Raw genomic sequence first — 16,513 nt, forward strand, 5'->3', positions numbered from 1 at the left:
AGTTCGGGACACCACCCGGTTCCTGAGGCTGGCCCGGATACGTCACCCGGACAGTGTTACAGGTTCCCGCGAAGTTCCTGCTCTCGCTCGATGGCCTCGAAGAGCGCCTTGAAGTTGCCCTTGCCGAAGCCGAACGAGCCGTGCCGCTCGATGAGCTCGAAGAAGACGGTCGGGCGGTCCTGCACCGGCTTGGTGAAGATCTGCAGCAGATATCCGTCCTCGTCGCGGTCCACCAGGATGCCGCGCGCCTTGAGCTCCTCGATCGGGACGCGCACCTGGCCGATGCGGGCGCGCAGCTCGGGGTCGTCGTAGTACGAGTCCGGGGTGGTCAGGAACTCGACGCCGGCCGCGTTCATCTCGTCGACGGTCCGCAGGATGTCGCCGGTGGCCAGCGCGATGTGCTGGGCGCCCGGCCCGCCGTAGAACTCCAGATATTCGTCGATCTGCGACTTCTTCCGCGACACGGCGGGCTCGTTGAGCGGGAATTTCACTTTACGGGTACCGCTGGCCACGACCTTGCTCATCAGCGCCGAATACTCGGTGGCGATGTCGTCGCCGACGAACTCCGCCATGTTGGTGAAGCCCATGACCCGGCGGTAGAACGTGACCCATTCGTCCATCCGGCCCAGCTCGACGTTGCCGACCACGTGGTCGACGGCCTGGAAGAACCGCTTCGCGGGCGGGGCGACGATCGCCCGGCGGGCGACGAAGCCGGGCAGGAACGGGCCGCTGTAGCGGGAACGGTCGATCAGCGTGTGGCGGGTTTCGCCGTACGTGGCGATGGCTGCCCGCCGTACCACTCCGAAATCGTCTTTCTCCTCGTGTGGCGCCTCGAGGCCCGTCGCGCCCTGCGCGAGCGCATATGCATATGCGGTGTCCACATCGGGCACCTCGAGCGCGATATCGACGATGCCGTCGCCGTGCCGTTCGTAGTGCTGCGTCGCCGCCGCCTGCCGGTGCACGCCGCCGGCCAGCACGAAGATCGCCGAGCCGGCCTTGAGCACATATTCGGCGTGATCCCGATATCCCTGCTCGGGCCCGCGATATGCGATCAGCGTCATCCCGAACGCGGAGGAGTAGTAATGCGCGGCCTGCTTGGCGTTGCCGACGTAGAACCGGACGTGATCGAGGCCGGTGAGCGGGAAGGGGTCGTGGGAGGCGTCGTGCTCGACGGCCCCGATGAGCTCGCTGAGGTCTTCGATGGCGCGGGTCATGCCTTCAGCGTTGCCCGCGATTCCGCGGTTGGGCAAGGAAGGCTAATCTGCGTGGTCAGGTTGCACAATCGATCCAGAGTTTGGGGGGTACGGGTGGACAAGTTGCCCAGCGAAATCGACACTCTGGATGCACGGCTGATCGCGCTGCTCTCCGCCGAGCCCCGAATCGGCGTGCTGGAGTGCTCCCGCCGGCTGCAGGTCGCTCGCGGTACCGTCCAGGCCCGTCTCGACCGCCTGGCGGCCAGGGGCGTCATCCGAGGTCACGGCCCGGACATCGACCCGGCGGCGCTGGGCTATGCGGTCACCGCGTTCGTGACCCTCGAGATCCGCCAGCGCTTCGGCCACGACCCGGTCGCGGCCCACCTCGCCCAGATCCCGGAGGTGCTGGAGGTCCACACGATCACCGGCTCGGGCGACCTGCTGTGCCGGATGGTCGCCCGCTCCAACGCCGACCTCCAGCGCGTGATCGACCGGGTAATGAGCCACGAGGGCATCGTGCGGTCGTCCACGATCATCGCCCTTGCCCAACAGATCCCGTATCGGGTCCTTCCCCTGGTCGAGGCCACCGCGACGGCCCGCCCGCCGACTGCCGCCGGTTGACAGCACATCGCGCCTGGTTCGCCGATCGGTTCCGGCTCTGCGAGGCGGACGATGGACATATAGCGTTTGCCGTGCGGCAAACGTTAGATCGACGAGGTGGCGACATGTGGCAGCTGTTCCAGCGTCCGGACGCCTTGCGCAAGGCATTGCGCGGCATGTATCCGGCCGACCGCGCCGAGCGCATGCACGCCGACTACCAGGAGGCCGGCCCGCTGACCGACCCGGAGGTGCGGCAGCTGTCCCGCCTCGGACCGGACGACCGCGACCGCGCGCTGCGGGTACGCTACCCGTCCGACGACGCCCTGGCCGTCGCCGCGGTCGACTACGCGCTGCGCACCCGGTCGGGCGACGACCCGGGCGGCCCCGGCTACCACCACATGATCGTGCCCGACGAGGTGTAAGCCCCTCGCGCGCGTATGACGGTCGTTGTACATTGGGATCGTGCCCTACCGCTGGTGGCCGGCAACGCTCGCGGCCCTGGTCGGCATCGACGCCGCCGAAGTCCTCCAGGCCCTAGGCGCCGACCCGTGCCGGGCCAGGCCCTCGGCATACCGGCGCTCAGCGTCTGGGCACGTACCGACGCGGGACGACCTCTCATCGTCACCGTGAAGCACCAGGGCGGATTCGAATGGGGCATCGTCGGCGCCCGCGACATGACCCCCGCCGAGCTCGCCGAGTTCGAGCAATGGGAGGCCGGGTCATGAGCAACGAACCACTCACCGAGCGCCAGATGGACGACCTCGTCGCCGCGGTCGCCGCGGGCCAGTTCGTCTTCGACCGCGACGCCCCCACTCCCGAGCTCCCCCCGAAGCCCGAGGCCGAGGTGATGGCCGTCTACTCGACCCGCCTGCCCACCTCGCTGGCCGAGCGCATCGCCGCCATCGCCCGCGCCAAGGGCGTCAAGCCGGCGACACTGATGCGCGAGTACATCGAAATCGGCGTCGCCGCCGAGGAGAACGACCGCCCGATCTCCCTCACCGACGCCCTCCGCGCCCTCACCCAACTCCGCCCAGCCGCCTGACCGGCCCTTCCAGCCGGCGTGGCCGCCTGCCGTATATGGCGGTCCGGCCGGGCGGTGGTCATCGAGGCGGAGGTCGACAGCGCCGTCGATGGCCGGTCGGGCGGTGGCGGCACCGGGCCAGGCACGCGCGGGCCTGGGCCGACCTCAGCATCTACGACGTGCGGCGGATCGGCGCGGCGTAGTAGCACAGAAACGGAAACGTGTGGCCCGGCCACGTCGCCTCGCGGGCAGCGGCCTACCGGCCCTCGTCAGTCCGCCGCCGGACAACGACGCGGGTGACCATTACATAGCTGGTGGTAGGGCTGTGTGAGCTGCCGTCAGTAAGGAAAGCAACCGGCTCCCAGCCGTCCGGGCTGAGCTGGTTCAGGTAGTCGATCTGCTCCCAGCCGTCATGCTGGATCTCTTGGACTTGTCGTTGTGGGTCGCGCCACTGCACTGAAGAGCCCCCGGCTGCGACTCCGAGGGCTTCTGACGTCCGGTGCCGACCGCTATGGCCGCCGCGCCCGCAGTAGGGCGTACAGTACACGGGCCGTGGTGATCCCAGCGAGAATGCTGACGGTCGCCGATCCCGTTTCGTGGTGCGCTTCGACACCGATCCCGATCGCGATGGCACCGATGACGAGCCATGCGAGGGGGATCGGGCCGGGGATGTGTTCTGTGGTGCCGCGACGGCGCTGCGTGGTTACACCGGCCATGTCCAGATGCGCCTTTCTCCCTGCCGTGGTTGTTGTTTTGGGCAGCACTGAGCGACCCATTTCGGGGCCCCAGACCCCTGGGTCGCTTTCGTGTCTTCCTCATCAAGCTACATCTAGGGGTAGACGCTATGCCGATCTACGTTGAACCCGCCTGACCTGCAAAAACTGAACTTTAGTATGATCTTGCTAACGCGATGACCCGCGACGATGGCCCCGCGCTCGGCAAAGGTTCTTTCGGGAGCAGGTTGGGTCGTTGTGATTGGTTGATATTCGGTTTCCCGGTAATCGGCGAGAGGGCGTCCGTGACGATCTTCCTGCCACGCGGTCCGAATTCGCGGGTCGAGGCGTACGCGATGCTCGCCCAGCACGCCCTCACCTCGCTGTGGATGTCGTCGGACTTCCAGCCGCGTAACGACGGCGACGACCTGTGGGGCTCTGCTGGCCCGACGGGCTGTGAGCCGTCAGATCACCGCGACCGCGTACGAATGACCTATGACCAGGCGCTGTTCAACCAGTTGCCGCAGATCGTGCAGGTTGTCGAGGAAGGCCGCCAGGTCCTCAACGCCGTCAGCGCACAGGAGCTAGGGGAGTGGTACGACAAACACGCGAACGAGGAGAACACCAAGGCCCGCCTTTGGCTGTCCGCTACGGTAGGGGTCCTCGTCGTTTCGATCACTTATGCCGTAATGGTTGCGCAGTTCGGGCGTGCTCCGCTGTCGAGCCGTGAAATCGCGCAGCTCAGCGTCACCATTCCGCTGATTCTTTTCGCCGTCTACTGCTCCCGTCAAGCCCACTTCCACCGAACCGAATGCGCCCAGAGCCGCCGCTCGGCCGTGCAGGTGAAAACGGCTCCAGCCTTCACACAGGCGCTATCCGAAGCTCAGCGACAGCAAGTGCTGACGGCGCTTGGCATGTCACTGTTCGCCAGTCCAATGGCTGGCGTCGACGCTGCCGGTAGTCAGTATGGGATGCTCGCCGAGGCGGTTGACCTGCTCCGAGCGGCTGTCGGCAAGATGAAGCCGGACAAGTAACCACTGGGTGGTTTCGACGCTTGGCTCCTGGCGGTCGTGACCGCCGACCAGATCACGGTTCCAGGAACCGGCGTCCGTTCCAGGTCGGTAGAGGCTCGACTTCGTCGTCGACAACGAGCTGCGACATCTCGGCGAGGTCAATAAGCAGGCGAATACCGCCCCAGCGCATGTAGAAGCGATGCGGTGCCGGCAAGATGCCAGCGAGGGCGGCATTACGGACCCACTCCTCCAGCGGCTTGGTCGTACAGGTCGTGGACGAACCGCTTGAGGAAGTCGGGCGTCCGTGGACGGTCTACGGCCCTGCCGCCGGTCATCTTCTCCCGCCTCCGCGCCAAGGCCGCGTTCTTGGCCTCGAGGTGCTCATCGCTGGTCACTGGTCAGCCCGACCCAGCAACGCGGCGACAGCCCGGACCGCCTTGCCGATCGGGATTGGTGTCAACCTGCAGGCTTATGGACAAGTCCGTCGACTTCCCGGCGCCACTGGCTCTCGTCTTCTGCGAGCCTACGCAGCGCCTCCGCGCCCTTCTCGTCCCGCATGATCCAGAGTTCGCTGGCAACCTCGCGGGCGACGCGGTCTCGTACGTCGCCCGGCCACGAGTATGGGACGAATGTCGAGACCTCGGCCTCGTAGGCGGGTTGCTGGCACCTACGCCCTCTACCCGCGCACCGCCGCCTGAAGGCCGTGCCGTGGACGACGCCACCATCCGTCGTGTTCGCGCGGCTACGGCTGCCAGCTGTAAGGCTTCGGGCCCTTGCAGGTGTAGGTCACGCCGTCCTTGACGAAGTACTTGCCGAGCCGATTGGTTGCGCACGGCGCACCCGGCGTACCAGCGCCCATGTCGATTCCCGGGCGGGCCATGGACGGGTCCACACTGGGGCTGATCGCCGGCTGCGGGGCCGCCGGGTCGCTCCGTCCGGCCAACACGGCGGCGACGGCAATCACCAGGCCCAGCACGAGCGCGCCAGCGACCAGCCAGATGACAATCAGCGGCGTCCGGTCTTTGCGTTTCGAGCGCTGCGGCGCGGACGGGGTGGGCTGCCGCGGCCAGGAGGGCTGCTGCTGGTAGGGGTCTGCCATGGTTCCGGAGTGTGGCAGCCGTGCTGCCGGATCGCCCTCGTCTGACTGGACGTGGGGCTGTTCAAACGCCGCGAGTGGCGCGAGGCCGGACATAGGCGATGCGGAGCGCATCGCCACCGCGTCCTACGTGTGGGCGGTCATGAGGGCGAGGACCGCGGCGGGACCTTCGTCGAGGAGCCGTCGCCAGCGGCTGAGGTGGACGTCGGCGCTGCGTCGTGGTGGGTCTGCCGCAGGACTGGCTGTCGCCGTTGGTCACGGCCCATGGTGCGCCACAAACGCCACGAACACTTCGGTCGGTGCCGCGGGACCGATAGCTGATCGGGTTGGACGGCTGGCGACACCCGTCGGCAACTCGCCGAAGAAGTTGGTGCGGATGCCCGAGCCTGTCCGGGTCGCCGCAAATGGATGATCGTGAGTGTTCATCCATTTTGACGACGTGGCGAGGGTGTGATGTATTACGGCACCCCACCACCGCAACGACCGGTTTGCTGCCGTTGCGATGGATCTGGGTACGTGACCCACCAAGCGTACGGTGCTGGCGGAAGCCCTCAGCCGTACACGACAGTTTGCGACGCTTGCGAAGGCACCGGTTGGGCGAACCCGACTCAGGCGGAGTTGCGTGCGGCAAGGCAGAAGACCAGAGTTGCCCGGGCGGTAACCGCGCTTATCGTCGTGATCCTGCTGGTTCTGTGTTGTGTTGTCGTTCCGCAGATCTTCGGCCGGGCATGGCTGGGCGGCGGCATCGTTCGGCCGTAGGGTGACACGCCTACTGCTGTTGCGAAAGGCGGTGGTCCCGGCCGGGAGCCGCCTGGCCGCCGCGCCGTGTGGGGCAGTGTGGCGAGGGCGCCGGGTTTGCCAAGCCAGAACGTCACCGCGCACCTCCAACCTGACTGTCGAGGGTGCGCGGTGAGCAGCTGCTATGCCAGGGCGACCTTCGCGCCGCCCGAGAACATCGAGTCGTGCAGTTCGAGGGTGGTCAGGGTGATGCTGGCGGCGACGTCGAAGACCATGACGGCGCTGACCTGGTTCCCCGGGTTGATCTTTTCGAGGAAGCTTTCGCCGTTCGGATTGGCGTACATGCCGGCAACACCGTCGGTTTCGTAGCGGGCGCCGGCAGCGTCGTAGGCGACGACGTTGGAGTCGTCGAAGGTGCGGGCATCGTTGCCGATGTTCTTGATCGACAGGGTGATCTGGCAGTAGCGGCCTTGCGCCTTCTGCCCGCCGATCTGGGTTTTGCCGCAGTCGGGGCCCTTGGTGACCTTGAACTCGAACTTGCCGTCACGGACGGCGCTGCCCGCGGCGGCAACGTTCGAGGTCTTGACCGGCGCGCCGGTCGTGGCTTTCGGGGCCACGGCCGTGTTGCCAGCCGGCTGGGTTGTGTTCCCGCCCGGCTGCGCAGCCGCCGTCTCCTGGTCGGCGGCCTGACTGCCGGGCTTCTTGCCGCTGTCGGACGTCGCGGCGACGATGATCCCGCCGAGGCAGCACACGGCGACGATCCCGCCGATGACGATTCCGATGATCGCGCCGGTCGACAGGCCTTTCTTCTTCGGCGGCTGCGGCGGGTACGGCGCAGGCAAGGGTCCTGTGGCGGGGAAGCCGCCGGTTGGCGGGTGGTAGCTGGGTGGCTGCGGCGGGAGCGGGCCGGGCGGCTGACGGCGCGGATCTGGGTAGGTCACGGAGGTCTCCACAGGTGGAGCGGGCCGCGCCACCAGCCGGGGCGCGGCCCGCTGGTTCGCGCGTTCCTCGCGGCCGGAGCCCGTCACGACGACGGCCGGGCACCACGCGAACGCACTAGCTGACGGGCTACGCGCCGTAGCGTGCCTACGCCCGCCCGCGCCCACCAGCCCCCGGCGGGCGGATCCGCTCGTTCGGGTTGCCGGTTCCGCCCAATTGGCCGACCTGTTCCGGGTTTGTCAGCCGGCGTAGCCGAGCCGCTTGTCCCCACCCTTGACGATCTTCGCTAGGGCCGACTTGTCCTGTTCCGCGGCCGAGAGGACGAACCGGTCGTATTCGGCCGCACCGGGGAACATGTAGATCGGGATGATGATGTCTGCCGGGCAAGGGTGGCATGGACCGTTTGAACCGGCTTCGGAACGGCTTCAAGCACGCCGGTACGTTGCCTGGGGGTGCAGGCGGTCGAGCAGGCCCGAGCTGAGACGACGGCCTTTCTGGAAGACGCGACCCCGCTCGTGTTCGGCATTGCGTTCGCCGACATCGACATGGCTGATGTCGCGCCGCAGGCAGACGTCCGCACCAGACTCAAGCAGGCAAGCGCCGAAAACAACGCCGGAGCCCGTATCGAGGCTATGGCCTCGCTCAAGGAGGCATTCCGGTTGGTGCTCGATGCCCGCACCAAACCGGACTGGCTTCGGGAGACGCCCTTCAGCTTTGGCACAGACGAGACGTACCCGCCGTCCGAGCAGGACTACCTGAGACTTGCCTCGCACATCGATCTGGAGGGCAGGACCGAATCCTACAAGATCGCGAAGGAGCAATTCCGGATCTCGGCGGCAACACGGAGCCTGCAGGTCGACATGCGTGTAGTCGCACTTGGTATCGACTACGCCGAGTATCACCGGTTCGGAGTTATGACGCCCGGGGTGGATCGTCACCACGATGGCGGACGTCGCATCTACCACGCAAGGGAGTACGCGCCGAGGTTGGAAGACTTCGAATGGTGCTACCGGTTCGTGATTGGATCTGCGTTGCGTGTCGCCGAGGCGGGTTCACACGTTGAGAGTCTCCCGGTTGAGGCCATCGCCATCAAGCGAACCTAGGGGCGGGGGAACAGGCCGGGGTCGACCCGCTGGAGGTGCTGCAGCGGGTCGGGCGGTGGCATGCGGACGACCGGAACTACGAGGGCTGACTACGTCGTTGAGGTCAGATGGGCGATCCTCCGAGGCCGAGCGGTCGGCGGAGGATGCACGGCACGCTGGGCCGTGACGCCCCGGCGAGACGATGCCCGCCGGGGCAGCGTGACTACCGGCGGCCGATCTGCAGGGTCAGGGTGGGCTTGGTGACCTCGGCGAAGAAGTCGTTGCCCTTGTCGTCGACGACGATGAAAGCGGGGAAGTCGACCACGTCGATCTTCCAGACGGCCTCCATGCCCAGTTCCGGGTACTCGATGACCTCGACGTGCTTGATGCAGTCCTGGGCCAGGCGGGCGGCCGGGCCGCCGATCGAGCCCAGGTAGAAGCCGCCGTGGGTGTGGCAGGCGTCCGTTACCTGCTTGGAGCGGTTGCCCTTGGCGAGCATCACCAGGGAGCCGCCGGCGGCCTGGAATTTTTCCACGTAGGCGTCCATGCGGCCGGCCGTGGTCGGGCCGAAGGAGCCTGAGGCGTAGCCGTCGGGGGTCTTGGCCGGGCCGGCGTAGTAGACGGCGTGGTCGCGCAGGTAGGCGGGCATCGGCTCGCCGGCGTCGAGGCGTTCGGCGATCTTCGCGTGGGCGATGTCGCGGGCGACGACCAGCGGGCCGGTCAGGGACAGCCGAGTCTTTACCGGCAGGGCGGAGAGCTGGGCGCGGATCTCGGACATCGGGCGGTTCAAATCGACCGTGACGACGTCGTCGTCCAGATGTTCGTCCGTCACGTCGGGCAGGAAGCGGGCCGGGTCGCGTTCGAGTTGTTCGAGCCAGATGCCCTGCTCGTTGATTTTGCCCACGGCCTGGCGGTCGGCCGAGCAGGAAACGGCGATCGCGACGGGGCAGGAGGCGCCATGGCGGGGCAGGCGGACCACGCGGACGTCGTGGCAGAAGTACCGGCCGCCGAATTGGGCGCCGATGCCGAATTCGCGCGTCAGTTGCAGTACCTCCGCCTCCAAAGCAAGGTCGCGGAAACCGTGCCCGACCGGTGAGCCGGACGTGGGGAGGGTGTCCAAATACTTGGCCGAGGCGAGCTTGGCGGTCTTCAGCGCGTGCTCGGCCGAGGTGCCGCCGATAACAATGGCCAGGTGGTAGGGCGGGCAGGCGGCCGTGCCGATCAGGCGCAGCTTCTCCTCCAGGAACTGCATCATCCGGGTCGGGTTCAGCAGCGCCTTGGTCTCCTGGTAGAGGTAGCTCTTGTTGGCCGAGCCGCCGCCCTTGGCCATGAAGAGGAACTTGTAGGCATCGTCGCCTTCGGCGTAGAGCTCGACCTGCGCCGGAAGGTTTGAGCCCGTGTTCTTCTCGTCCCACATGGTCAGCGGGGCGAGCTGCGAATAGCGCAGATTCAGCCGGGTGTACGCGTCGAAAACGCCCCGCGCGATCGCCGCCTCGTCGTTGCCGTCGGTCAGCACGAAACGGCCGCGCTTGCCCATGACGATGGCGGTGCCCGTGTCCTGGCACATCGGCAGCACGCCGCCGGCCGCGATGTTGGCGTTGCGCAGCAGGTCGAGCGCGACGAACCGGTCGTTGGCCGAGGCCGCCGGGTCGTCGATGATGGTGCGCAGCTGGGTCAGGTGGGCCGGGCGCAGGAAGTGCGCGATGTCGTGCATGGCCTCGTCGGTCAGGCGGGTCAGCGCCTCCGGCTCGATCGTGAGGAACCGCCCGTCGCGGCCGATCCCGTCGCTGGTGACCAGGCGGTATTCGGTGGTGTCGGGTCCGAGCGGCAGCAGCGGCGAGAACGCGAATTCGGGCATGCCTCGACTGTAGTAACCCGCACGCCGCGAGCCTGGGCAGGGCGGCGGCGCGAAATGTCACTCGACGCCGGCGACCCGCAGCAGCGCGGCGGTCAGGGCCGCGGCGACGACCACCACGACGAAGGGCGCGCGGCGCCAGGCCAGCACGGCGCCGACGAGCACGCCGGCGGGCCGGGCGATGCCGACGAAATGCGTGCCGTCCAGCAGCGCCGAGGTCGCGATGAGCGCGGCCAGCAACGCCACTGCGGCGAGCGTCAGGTACCGCTTGACCGGCTCGGACACCGATATCCGATCGCGCAGCACGGGGCCGGCGAAGCGCAGCAGATATGTCCCCACCGCCAGGGCGGCGATCACGATCCAGCTCATGATTTCTTCGGTACCGGTAGGGCCAGCGCCACCGCGAGCAGCGCGACGAGCACCGGCAGCCCCGCCGGCAGCAACGGCGTGGTCGCGAGCGCGAGCACCGCGCCGCCGACCGCCACGAGTACCGCCGGCCGGTCCTTCAACGACGGCAAGGTGAGCGCCAGCAGGGCCGCCGGGAACGCCGCGTCGACGCCGAACGTGTCGGGGTCGCCCAGCGCGGAGCCGGCGATCGCGCCGGCCGCGGCCGAGACGTTCCAGGTCAGAAACAGGCTGATCCCGGTGAGCCAGTAGGCGCGGCGGCGGTGCGCGGGGTCCGACTGGGCCAGCGCGAACGCGACCGACTCGTCGGTCAGCAGGTGGCTGCCCAGCAGCCGCGCGGAGCGGCGCTCGCCGAGCACCTCGTTGCCGATCGCCAGGCCGAACGGCAGGTGCCGCGCGTTGAGCAGCAGCCCGGCCAGCACGATCGCGGCCGCCGTGGCGCCGGCGCCGGCCAGCCCGACGGCGAGGAACTGCGCGCCGCCCGCGTACAGCAGCGCGTTCATGGCGACGATCTGCGACAGCGGCAGGCCGGCGGCGGAGGCGATCGCGCCGAACGACAGCCCGACGACCGCGGCCGCCGCGCACAGCGCCGCCACGTCGCGGGCGATCGGATCTGTTCGAAGAATCGAACGCATAGTTCGGTATGCTGGACCCCTGACGTAACGTTCGTCAAGCCGAATACTTCGTTCGATAAATTGAACGGACTGCCCATGGACCCGAGCAAACCGCCGATCGACCTCATCGCGGCCGCCCTGCGCCGCGAGCGTGAGCGTGAGCGCCTCTCGCTCAGTGAGGTGGCCAAGCGCGCCGGCATCGCGAAGTCGACGCTCAGCCAGCTCGAGTCCGGCGCCGGCAACCCGAACATCGAGACGCTGTGGGCGCTCGCCATGGCGCTCAACGTGCCGTTCAGCCGGCTGGTCGAGCCGCCGCCGACCGCGCCCCGGGTGATCCGGGCCGGCGAGGGGCCGACGGTGCGGTCCGAGCAGGCCGACTTCGTGGGCACACTGCTGGCGACCAGCCCGCCCGGGGTACGCCGGGATATCTATCTGATGCACGCCGAGCCGGTCGGCGCCCGCAAGGCCGACGCGCACAACCCGGGCACGATCGAGCACGTGGTGATGATCAGCGGGCGGCTGCGGGTCGGCCCCGAGGACAGCCCGGTCGACCTCGAGGTGCACGACTATGCGTCTTTCGCCGGTGATGTCGCCCACGGTTACGAGGCGCTCGCTCCCGGCACATCGTTCGCGCTCATCATGGAGTACCGCTAAGCGAAGGGCAGATATCCGATCGTGCGGCCCCGGCCGATCACCAGCCCGTGCTCGCCGACCCCCAGCACGTCCGCGGAGGTCTTGGCCTCCAGCAGTTGCTTGCCGTCCGAGGGTTGGTACGCCAGGAGCTTGCCCTCGCCGGAGTCGCGCACCAGCACCGCATAGCGCGAGACGGCGACGTCGGCCTTGGCCGGCACCGGCTGCTCCCACAGCCGCCCGCCCCGCTCGAAGCCCACGACCGCGAGGCTCTTGCCGCCGTTGGTGCGCACCAGCCCGTATTGGCTGTCGGCGGCCACGATCACGTCGCCCTCGGCGCCGGCCCACAGCTCGTGCCCGTCGCGCGGGGACAGGAACACCTCGCGGTTGTCCCCGCGGGTCGCCACCAGCACGGTGTCCGCGCCGGCCGGATCGCGCCGCTGCTCGCAACCGGCGCCGGAGGCGGTGCGCAGGTCGTACCCATCCTTCTTCCACAGCGTCTTGCCGGTGCTCGCGTCGCGGCCTTCGAGGCTGTAGCGGCAGCTGCCGTCCTTGGGCGTCGCGGTGGACACCAGCACGCGCCCGCCCGCGACCACCACCCGGGCCGTGTTCGTGGGCGTCTGCTCCGGCAGCCGCTTGCCGTTGACGGTGTCGACGACCTGGACCTTCTGCTCGACCGGGAAGCCGAGCATGGCCGGGATCGCGCGCGGCATGGCGGCAATGGCGTCGCGGTACGCATCGGCCATGACATCGGTGCCGAGCAGGTCGCTGTTGACGCCGTTGAGCACCCGCCCGATCCCCGGCAGCGTGAGCTTCCACATCTGCGCACCGTCTCGGGGCGCCCGCGCGGCGAGGGTACAGTCCGACAGCCCGCCGCAGGCCAGGGTGAGCACCGTGTCGCGGTACGTCCAGGCCCCGACGACCCCGCCGTCCTTCCAGCGCTGCGCCCCGCTGGCCGGATCGAGCGCCTCGAGCCCGGTGCCGCGCCGCCCGACGACGGCGATCGCGTTCGAACCGTCCCCGGCGACCCCGGCCCAGTCGGCCTCCTTCTGCCACAGCACGGCGCCGTTGGACAGGGAGCGAGCCTCGATGGTGCCGCGCATGCTGATCACCACCGCGTTGCCGGCGACCACGGCCGAGGACGGCTGCCCGCCGACCCGTTCCACCCAGGTCGTGTCCGGGGTGGAGAGCTTGTTGGTACTCGAGGCGACCTTCTGCCACCAGTCGGTGACCTTGGGTACCGGATTCCAGCCGGTGATGAGGATGCCGGTGACGATGAGTGCCAGCACACCGATCGCGCCGAGCGCCGTCTCGAAGTTGCGGACCGCTCCCCTAGCCACGCCGGGCAGCGTAGCGCCGCGGCATGATACGGCGGCGGATGGCCGCTTTTGCCCGTGTCGGGCGATTTTCACCCGCAGCGGGTGAGCGAGCCGGAGTGGTTCGCCGGTACGGCCACCCTCGAGCGCCGATCATCGGCCGCGCACTGACCGTCTGCCGGGCTCCCAGGCGCCCGTCACGGTGATGGGCTATGCCGTGGGGTCGGTATGACGGCAGGTGGTATCCGCCGGAGCCACTGCCCTCCCGCAGCACGGCAGCCGTCAGCCGACCCCAGGGAAGCCCCTAGCGCGCGCCGTAGGCGCGGACGAACGCGTGCACCCCGTCGATCATGCCCTGGCGGACCCGGCCCAGGTCCGTCCTGGCCGGGTTCGGTTGTTCGTCGAAGGCCAGCAGGATGGTCAGGGCGGCGAAGTGGCCGGCGGCCAGGAGCGGGTTGTCGGTGTCCAGCAGCCCCGCGTCGGCGAAGTGGGTGATGCGCTCCGCCAGCGCCTCCTGCGCCGCCGCCGTCGGCAGGTCGTCGTCGGTTTCCGGCGACTGCCAGCGCTGCTGGATGACGAGCGCGAACACGGCGGCGTAGTCGGCGGAGCCCAGCATCGTCGTGCCGAGATCGATCGCGGCTGCGGTGAGCGCCTCCTCCAGTTGCGGCACCGTCGTGATCCCGGCGTCGTCCGCGAGGTACGTGTCGACCACCCGGCGGACCGAGGCGTTCAGCGACTCGGCCGCGTCGGAGAGGATCGCGAGGAAGAGGCGCCGCTTGTCGCCGAAGTAGTCGTAGACGGTGCGCTTGGACACCGCGGCCTGGGCCGCGATGGCGTCCATGCTGACCCGGTCGACCCCGTGGCGCAGGAACAGCTCCCGCGCGGCGGCGAGGATCGCCCTCCGCTTGACCAGGGAGCCCTCGCGCACGGCCTTCTCTGTGCCGACAGCGCTCATCGCACCTCCGCGGGCAGTCTACACCGGCCGGTTTACCTACTACACTGCACGGTGTAGTGTCCAGCCATGACCACGACCCTGGCGGCCGCGCCGGCCGCCGCAGTGACGAAGCGCCGGCTGAACCTCATCAGCCTCGCCCTGGTCCTCGGCGTGAGCACCACGCTGCTGGATACGACGATCGTCAATATCGCCCTCGACCATCTGCACACGGTGTTCCGGGCCTCGGTCACGCAGACGCAGTGGGTCGCGACCGGCTACCTGCTGGCGTTCGTGTCCGTGATCCCGGCGAGCGGCTGGGTCTCCGAACGGTTCGGCGCCCGCAACGCATGGCTGTTCGCCGTGGGCACCTTCCTGGTCGGCTCGGTCCTCTGCGGCATCGCGGGTTCCCTGCCCGCCCTCATCGTTTTCCGGGTACTGCAGGGAGCCGGCGGCGGCATGGTGATGCCGATCACGATCTCGATCCTCACCCGCGCGGCCGGACCGGAGCGGATCGACCACGCGATGGTCGCGGTCGGGGTGCCCGGCCTGCTCGGCCCGATCCTCGGCTCGGTGCTCGGCGGCGCGATCCTGCAGTCACTGAGCTGGCACTGGCTCTTCTTCGTGAACGTGCCGATCTGCCTCGCCGCGCTCGTGCTCGGCCCGATCCTGCTGCCCGCCACCGCCGGACAGCGCGGTCACCGGCTCGACGTCCTCGGCTTCCTGCTGCTCACGCCCGGCGTCGTCGCCATCGCCTACGGCATCAGCCAGGCGCCCGGCCCCGACGGCTTCGCCGCCGTCGACGCCTGGCTTGCACTGGCCGCCGGCGCCGCGCTGCTCGCCGCGTTTGCGCTGCACTCGCTGCGCTCCCGCCGTGCCACCCTGATCGACGTCCGGGTGTTCGCCCGGCGCGGCTTCGGCCTGGGCAGCATCGTCACCTTCGTGGGCGGGTTCTCGATCTACGCCCTCATGTTCCTGCTCCCGCTGTTCTACCAGCAGATCCGCGGCGAGTCGGTGCTGAACACGGGCCTGCTGCTCGTCCCGCAGGGCCTCGGCACGATGACGTTCTTCCTGCTCGCCCGCACCTTCGTCGCGCGCTTCGACGGCCGTCTCGTCATTGCCGCCGGGGTACTGCTGAGCATGCTCGGCATCGTGCCGTTCGCCCTCGCCGACGCGCACGGCGGCCCGGCCCTGCTGCTGGCCGCCGAGTTCGTCCAGGGCCTCGGCTTCGGCCTGACCACCTTCCCGGTGATGACGCTCGCCTTCGCGAGCCTGACCCACGACGAGGCCCCCCGCGGCAGCGCGGCGTTCAGCATCGTGCAGCGCGTCGGCGCACCTTTCGGCGTCGCGGTCATCGCCGTGATCCTGCAGAGCCGGCTCGGCGCGTCGGACGGTCTGACCGCGTTCTCCGGCGCCTTCTGGTGGGCCTTCGGCCTCAGCGCCATCCCGCTACTCCTGGCCGCCTTCATCCCCGCGAAGCGGCGCACCTGAGCGGAGGATCCCCATGCCCCAGGCACCCGCCGTCATCGGCAACCTCGTCGAATCGACCATGGGCCGCCCGGCGCGCGTGCTCGGCGTCCACGAGCCCGCCGCCGGCTTCCTCGAGCTGGACCTGCGCGCCGCCGCGCCGCCCGGCGGCTGGCACCCCGGCCACGAGATTCAGTTCCGCGTCGCACCCACCCTGGGCCGCCGGTACACCGTCCACGCCGTGAGCGGCCCGGAGCGCATCGCCATCCTCGTCACCATTCACGCGGCCGCCCCCGGCACGACGTGGATCCGCCGCCTGCGCGCCGGCACCGAGACGACGGTGCTGGCCGCCCGGCACCGGCCGCTGCGCGCGACCGGGACCCGGCGCCTCTACCTCGGCGACGGCTCCGCCCTCGGCACGATCGACGCCTACGCCCGGCCCGGCGACGATTCCGTCGTGGCCGTGGAGGTACCCCCGGATGCCGTCTCCCCGCTCGCCGCCCGCTGGCCCCGATACCGCTGCTTACCCGCCGCGGCCGCCCCGGGCGACGCGCTGCAGTCGTGGCTCGCCCGCGCCGCCGACGCGGGCGAGCTCGCCGGCCTCGACGGCGCCGTGCTGCTGGGCCACGCCCAGTCCATCCAGCGCCAGCGGCGCGCACTGATCGACGCCCAGATCCTGCCGCGCCGCGCGATCACCACGCGGCCGTACTGGGCCACCGGCAAGGAGGGACTCTAGCTACGCCGCCCGCCTGGGCGACCAGACGCCCACAGTGAGCGCGATCCGCAATGCAGGTCCCACAGGCCGGGCGCTGCACGGCGCAGCGACCGGAAGTCTCCGTGATCATGCCGCACGCGCCGTCGACACCAAGGGTTTTTCATGATCACGGAGCGCTGATGTAC

At 69.2% G+C, this 16,513-nt stretch carries 17 protein-coding genes; 9 read left to right on the forward strand and 8 right to left on the reverse strand.

The genetic code is table 11. From position 1 onward, the window contains the following. Positions 1-56: 56 nt before the first annotated feature. On the reverse strand, positions 57-1,214 hold the full coding sequence (gene hppD, locus ACQPXD_RS01460; RefSeq protein ID WP_432834012.1) for a 4-hydroxyphenylpyruvate dioxygenase: 1,158 nt from the start codon (positions 1,212-1,214) through the stop codon (positions 57-59). 93 nt (positions 1,215-1,307) lie between these two features. On the opposite strand from hppD, the gene ACQPXD_RS01465 reads away from it, so the two are divergent. The 5 genes from ACQPXD_RS01465 (at position 1,308) to ACQPXD_RS01485 (ending at position 4,561) form a co-directional block, all read left to right on the forward strand. Next, positions 1,308-1,814, forward strand: a complete 507-nt coding sequence (locus tag ACQPXD_RS01465) for an Lrp/AsnC family transcriptional regulator (RefSeq protein WP_432834014.1) — start codon at positions 1,308-1,310, stop codon at positions 1,812-1,814. Between the two features lie 104 nt (positions 1,815-1,918). Then, positions 1,919-2,215, forward strand: coding sequence for a hypothetical protein (locus ACQPXD_RS01470; protein ID WP_432834016.1), 297 nt, complete (start codon positions 1,919-1,921; stop codon positions 2,213-2,215). 126 nt (positions 2,216-2,341) lie between these two features. Then, positions 2,342-2,518 carry a hypothetical protein gene (locus tag ACQPXD_RS01475; RefSeq protein WP_432834018.1) on the forward strand — a complete coding sequence of 59 codons (177 nt, stop codon included), beginning with the start codon at positions 2,342-2,344 and terminating at the stop codon, positions 2,516-2,518. Then, positions 2,515-2,835, forward strand: coding sequence for a hypothetical protein (locus ACQPXD_RS01480; protein WP_432834020.1), 321 nt, complete (start codon positions 2,515-2,517; stop codon positions 2,833-2,835). Before ACQPXD_RS01475 ends, ACQPXD_RS01480 begins: the two co-directional genes overlap by 4 nt. Before the next feature lie 997 nt (positions 2,836-3,832). Beyond that, on the forward strand, positions 3,833-4,561 hold the full coding sequence (locus ACQPXD_RS01485; protein WP_432834022.1) for a hypothetical protein: 729 nt from the start codon (positions 3,833-3,835) through the stop codon (positions 4,559-4,561). Between the two features lie 721 nt (positions 4,562-5,282). On the opposite strand, the gene ACQPXD_RS01490 is transcribed toward ACQPXD_RS01485, so the two are convergent. Together ACQPXD_RS01490 and ACQPXD_RS01495 are read right to left on the reverse strand one after the other, a co-directional pair. After that, on the reverse strand, positions 5,283-5,639 hold the full coding sequence (locus ACQPXD_RS01490; protein WP_432834024.1) for a hypothetical protein: 357 nt from the start codon (positions 5,637-5,639) through the stop codon (positions 5,283-5,285). A gap of 917 nt (positions 5,640-6,556) precedes the next feature. Then, positions 6,557-7,315, reverse strand: a complete 759-nt coding sequence (locus tag ACQPXD_RS01495) for a DUF4352 domain-containing protein (protein ID WP_432834026.1) — start codon at positions 7,313-7,315, stop codon at positions 6,557-6,559. 450 nt (positions 7,316-7,765) lie between these two features. Here ACQPXD_RS01495 and ACQPXD_RS01500 point away from each other — a divergent pair, with 450 nt between their 5' ends. After that, a complete protein-coding gene (locus tag ACQPXD_RS01500) occupies positions 7,766-8,416 on the forward strand; it encodes a hypothetical protein (RefSeq protein ID WP_432834028.1) in 651 nt (216 codons plus the stop codon). Between the two features lie 202 nt (positions 8,417-8,618). Here the strand turns inward: ACQPXD_RS01500 and ACQPXD_RS01505 are convergent, their stop codons facing one another. Genes ACQPXD_RS01505 through ACQPXD_RS01515 form a run of 3 tightly spaced genes read right to left on the reverse strand, consistent with a single transcriptional unit; the run spans position 8,619 to position 11,290 of the window. Beyond that, positions 8,619-10,253, reverse strand: coding sequence for a fumarate hydratase (locus tag ACQPXD_RS01505; protein WP_432834030.1), 1,635 nt, complete (start codon positions 10,251-10,253; stop codon positions 8,619-8,621). Positions 10,254-10,310: 57 nt separating this feature from the next. Beyond that, a complete protein-coding gene (locus tag ACQPXD_RS01510) occupies positions 10,311-10,619 on the reverse strand; it encodes an AzlD domain-containing protein (RefSeq protein ID WP_432834032.1) in 309 nt (102 codons plus the stop codon). Beyond that, entirely contained in the window at positions 10,616-11,290 is a 675-nt protein-coding gene (locus ACQPXD_RS01515) for an AzlC family ABC transporter permease (protein WP_432834034.1), read from the reverse strand. The genes ACQPXD_RS01510 and ACQPXD_RS01515 overlap by 4 nt, the downstream gene beginning before the upstream one ends. Positions 11,291-11,365: 75 nt before the next feature. On the opposite strand from ACQPXD_RS01515, the gene ACQPXD_RS01520 reads away from it, so the two are divergent. Further along, positions 11,366-11,923: a helix-turn-helix domain-containing protein gene (locus ACQPXD_RS01520; RefSeq protein WP_432834036.1), complete on the forward strand. Its 558-nt coding sequence runs from the start codon at positions 11,366-11,368 to the stop codon at positions 11,921-11,923. On the opposite strand, the gene ACQPXD_RS01525 is transcribed toward ACQPXD_RS01520, so the two are convergent. Together ACQPXD_RS01525 and ACQPXD_RS01530 are read right to left on the reverse strand one after the other, a co-directional pair. Next, entirely contained in the window at positions 11,920-13,239 is a 1,320-nt protein-coding gene (locus ACQPXD_RS01525) for a PQQ-binding-like beta-propeller repeat protein (RefSeq protein WP_432834038.1), read from the reverse strand. The genes ACQPXD_RS01520 and ACQPXD_RS01525 overlap by 4 nt on opposite strands. Positions 13,240-13,519: 280 nt before the next feature. After that, positions 13,520-14,170: a TetR/AcrR family transcriptional regulator gene (locus ACQPXD_RS01530; protein WP_432834040.1), complete on the reverse strand. Its 651-nt coding sequence runs from the start codon at positions 14,168-14,170 to the stop codon at positions 13,520-13,522. 66 nt (positions 14,171-14,236) lie between these two features. Here ACQPXD_RS01530 and ACQPXD_RS01535 point away from each other — a divergent pair, with 66 nt between their 5' ends. Together ACQPXD_RS01535 and ACQPXD_RS01540 are read left to right on the forward strand one after the other, a co-directional pair. Next, positions 14,237-15,637, forward strand: coding sequence for an MDR family MFS transporter (locus ACQPXD_RS01535; RefSeq protein ID WP_432834042.1), 1,401 nt, complete (start codon positions 14,237-14,239; stop codon positions 15,635-15,637). Positions 15,638-15,650: 13 nt separating this feature from the next. Next, positions 15,651-16,349 (forward strand): hypothetical protein, encoded by a 699-nt coding sequence (locus ACQPXD_RS01540; RefSeq protein WP_432834044.1) that lies wholly within the window; start codon positions 15,651-15,653, stop codon positions 16,347-16,349. Positions 16,350-16,513: the final 164 nt, after the last annotated feature.

The sequence above is a fragment of the Dactylosporangium sp. CA-092794 genome (genome assembly GCF_050948465.1).
Classification (GTDB): domain Bacteria; phylum Actinomycetota; class Actinomycetes; order Mycobacteriales; family Micromonosporaceae; genus Dactylosporangium.

What these genes read in the sequence shown, in the direction of transcription:
- ACQPXD_RS01515 (WP_432834034.1), bottom strand. Translation starts at nt 11,290, where the DNA reads ATGCGTTCGATTCTTCGAACAGATCCGATCGCCCGCGACGTGGCGGCG.
- ACQPXD_RS01505 (WP_432834030.1), bottom strand. Translation starts at nt 10,253, where the DNA reads ATGCCCGAATTCGCGTTCTCGCCGCTGCTGCCGCTCGGACCCGACACC.
- ACQPXD_RS01510 (WP_432834032.1), bottom strand. Translation starts at nt 10,619, where the DNA reads ATGAGCTGGATCGTGATCGCCGCCCTGGCGGTGGGGACATATCTGCTG.
- hppD (WP_432834012.1), bottom strand. Translation starts at nt 1,214, where the DNA reads ATGACCCGCGCCATCGAAGACCTCAGCGAGCTCATCGGGGCCGTCGAG.
- ACQPXD_RS01520 (WP_432834036.1), top strand. Translation starts at nt 11,366, where the DNA reads ATGGACCCGAGCAAACCGCCGATCGACCTCATCGCGGCCGCCCTGCGC.
- ACQPXD_RS01535 (WP_432834042.1), top strand. Translation starts at nt 14,237, where the DNA reads ATGACCACGACCCTGGCGGCCGCGCCGGCCGCCGCAGTGACGAAGCGC.
- ACQPXD_RS01530 (WP_432834040.1), bottom strand. Translation starts at nt 14,170, where the DNA reads ATGAGCGCTGTCGGCACAGAGAAGGCCGTGCGCGAGGGCTCCCTGGTC.
- ACQPXD_RS01480 (WP_432834020.1), top strand. Translation starts at nt 2,515, where the DNA reads ATGAGCAACGAACCACTCACCGAGCGCCAGATGGACGACCTCGTCGCC.
- ACQPXD_RS01470 (WP_432834016.1), top strand. Translation starts at nt 1,919, where the DNA reads ATGTGGCAGCTGTTCCAGCGTCCGGACGCCTTGCGCAAGGCATTGCGC.
- ACQPXD_RS01490 (WP_432834024.1), bottom strand. Translation starts at nt 5,639, where the DNA reads ATGGCAGACCCCTACCAGCAGCAGCCCTCCTGGCCGCGGCAGCCCACC.
- ACQPXD_RS01540 (WP_432834044.1), top strand. Translation starts at nt 15,651, where the DNA reads ATGCCCCAGGCACCCGCCGTCATCGGCAACCTCGTCGAATCGACCATG.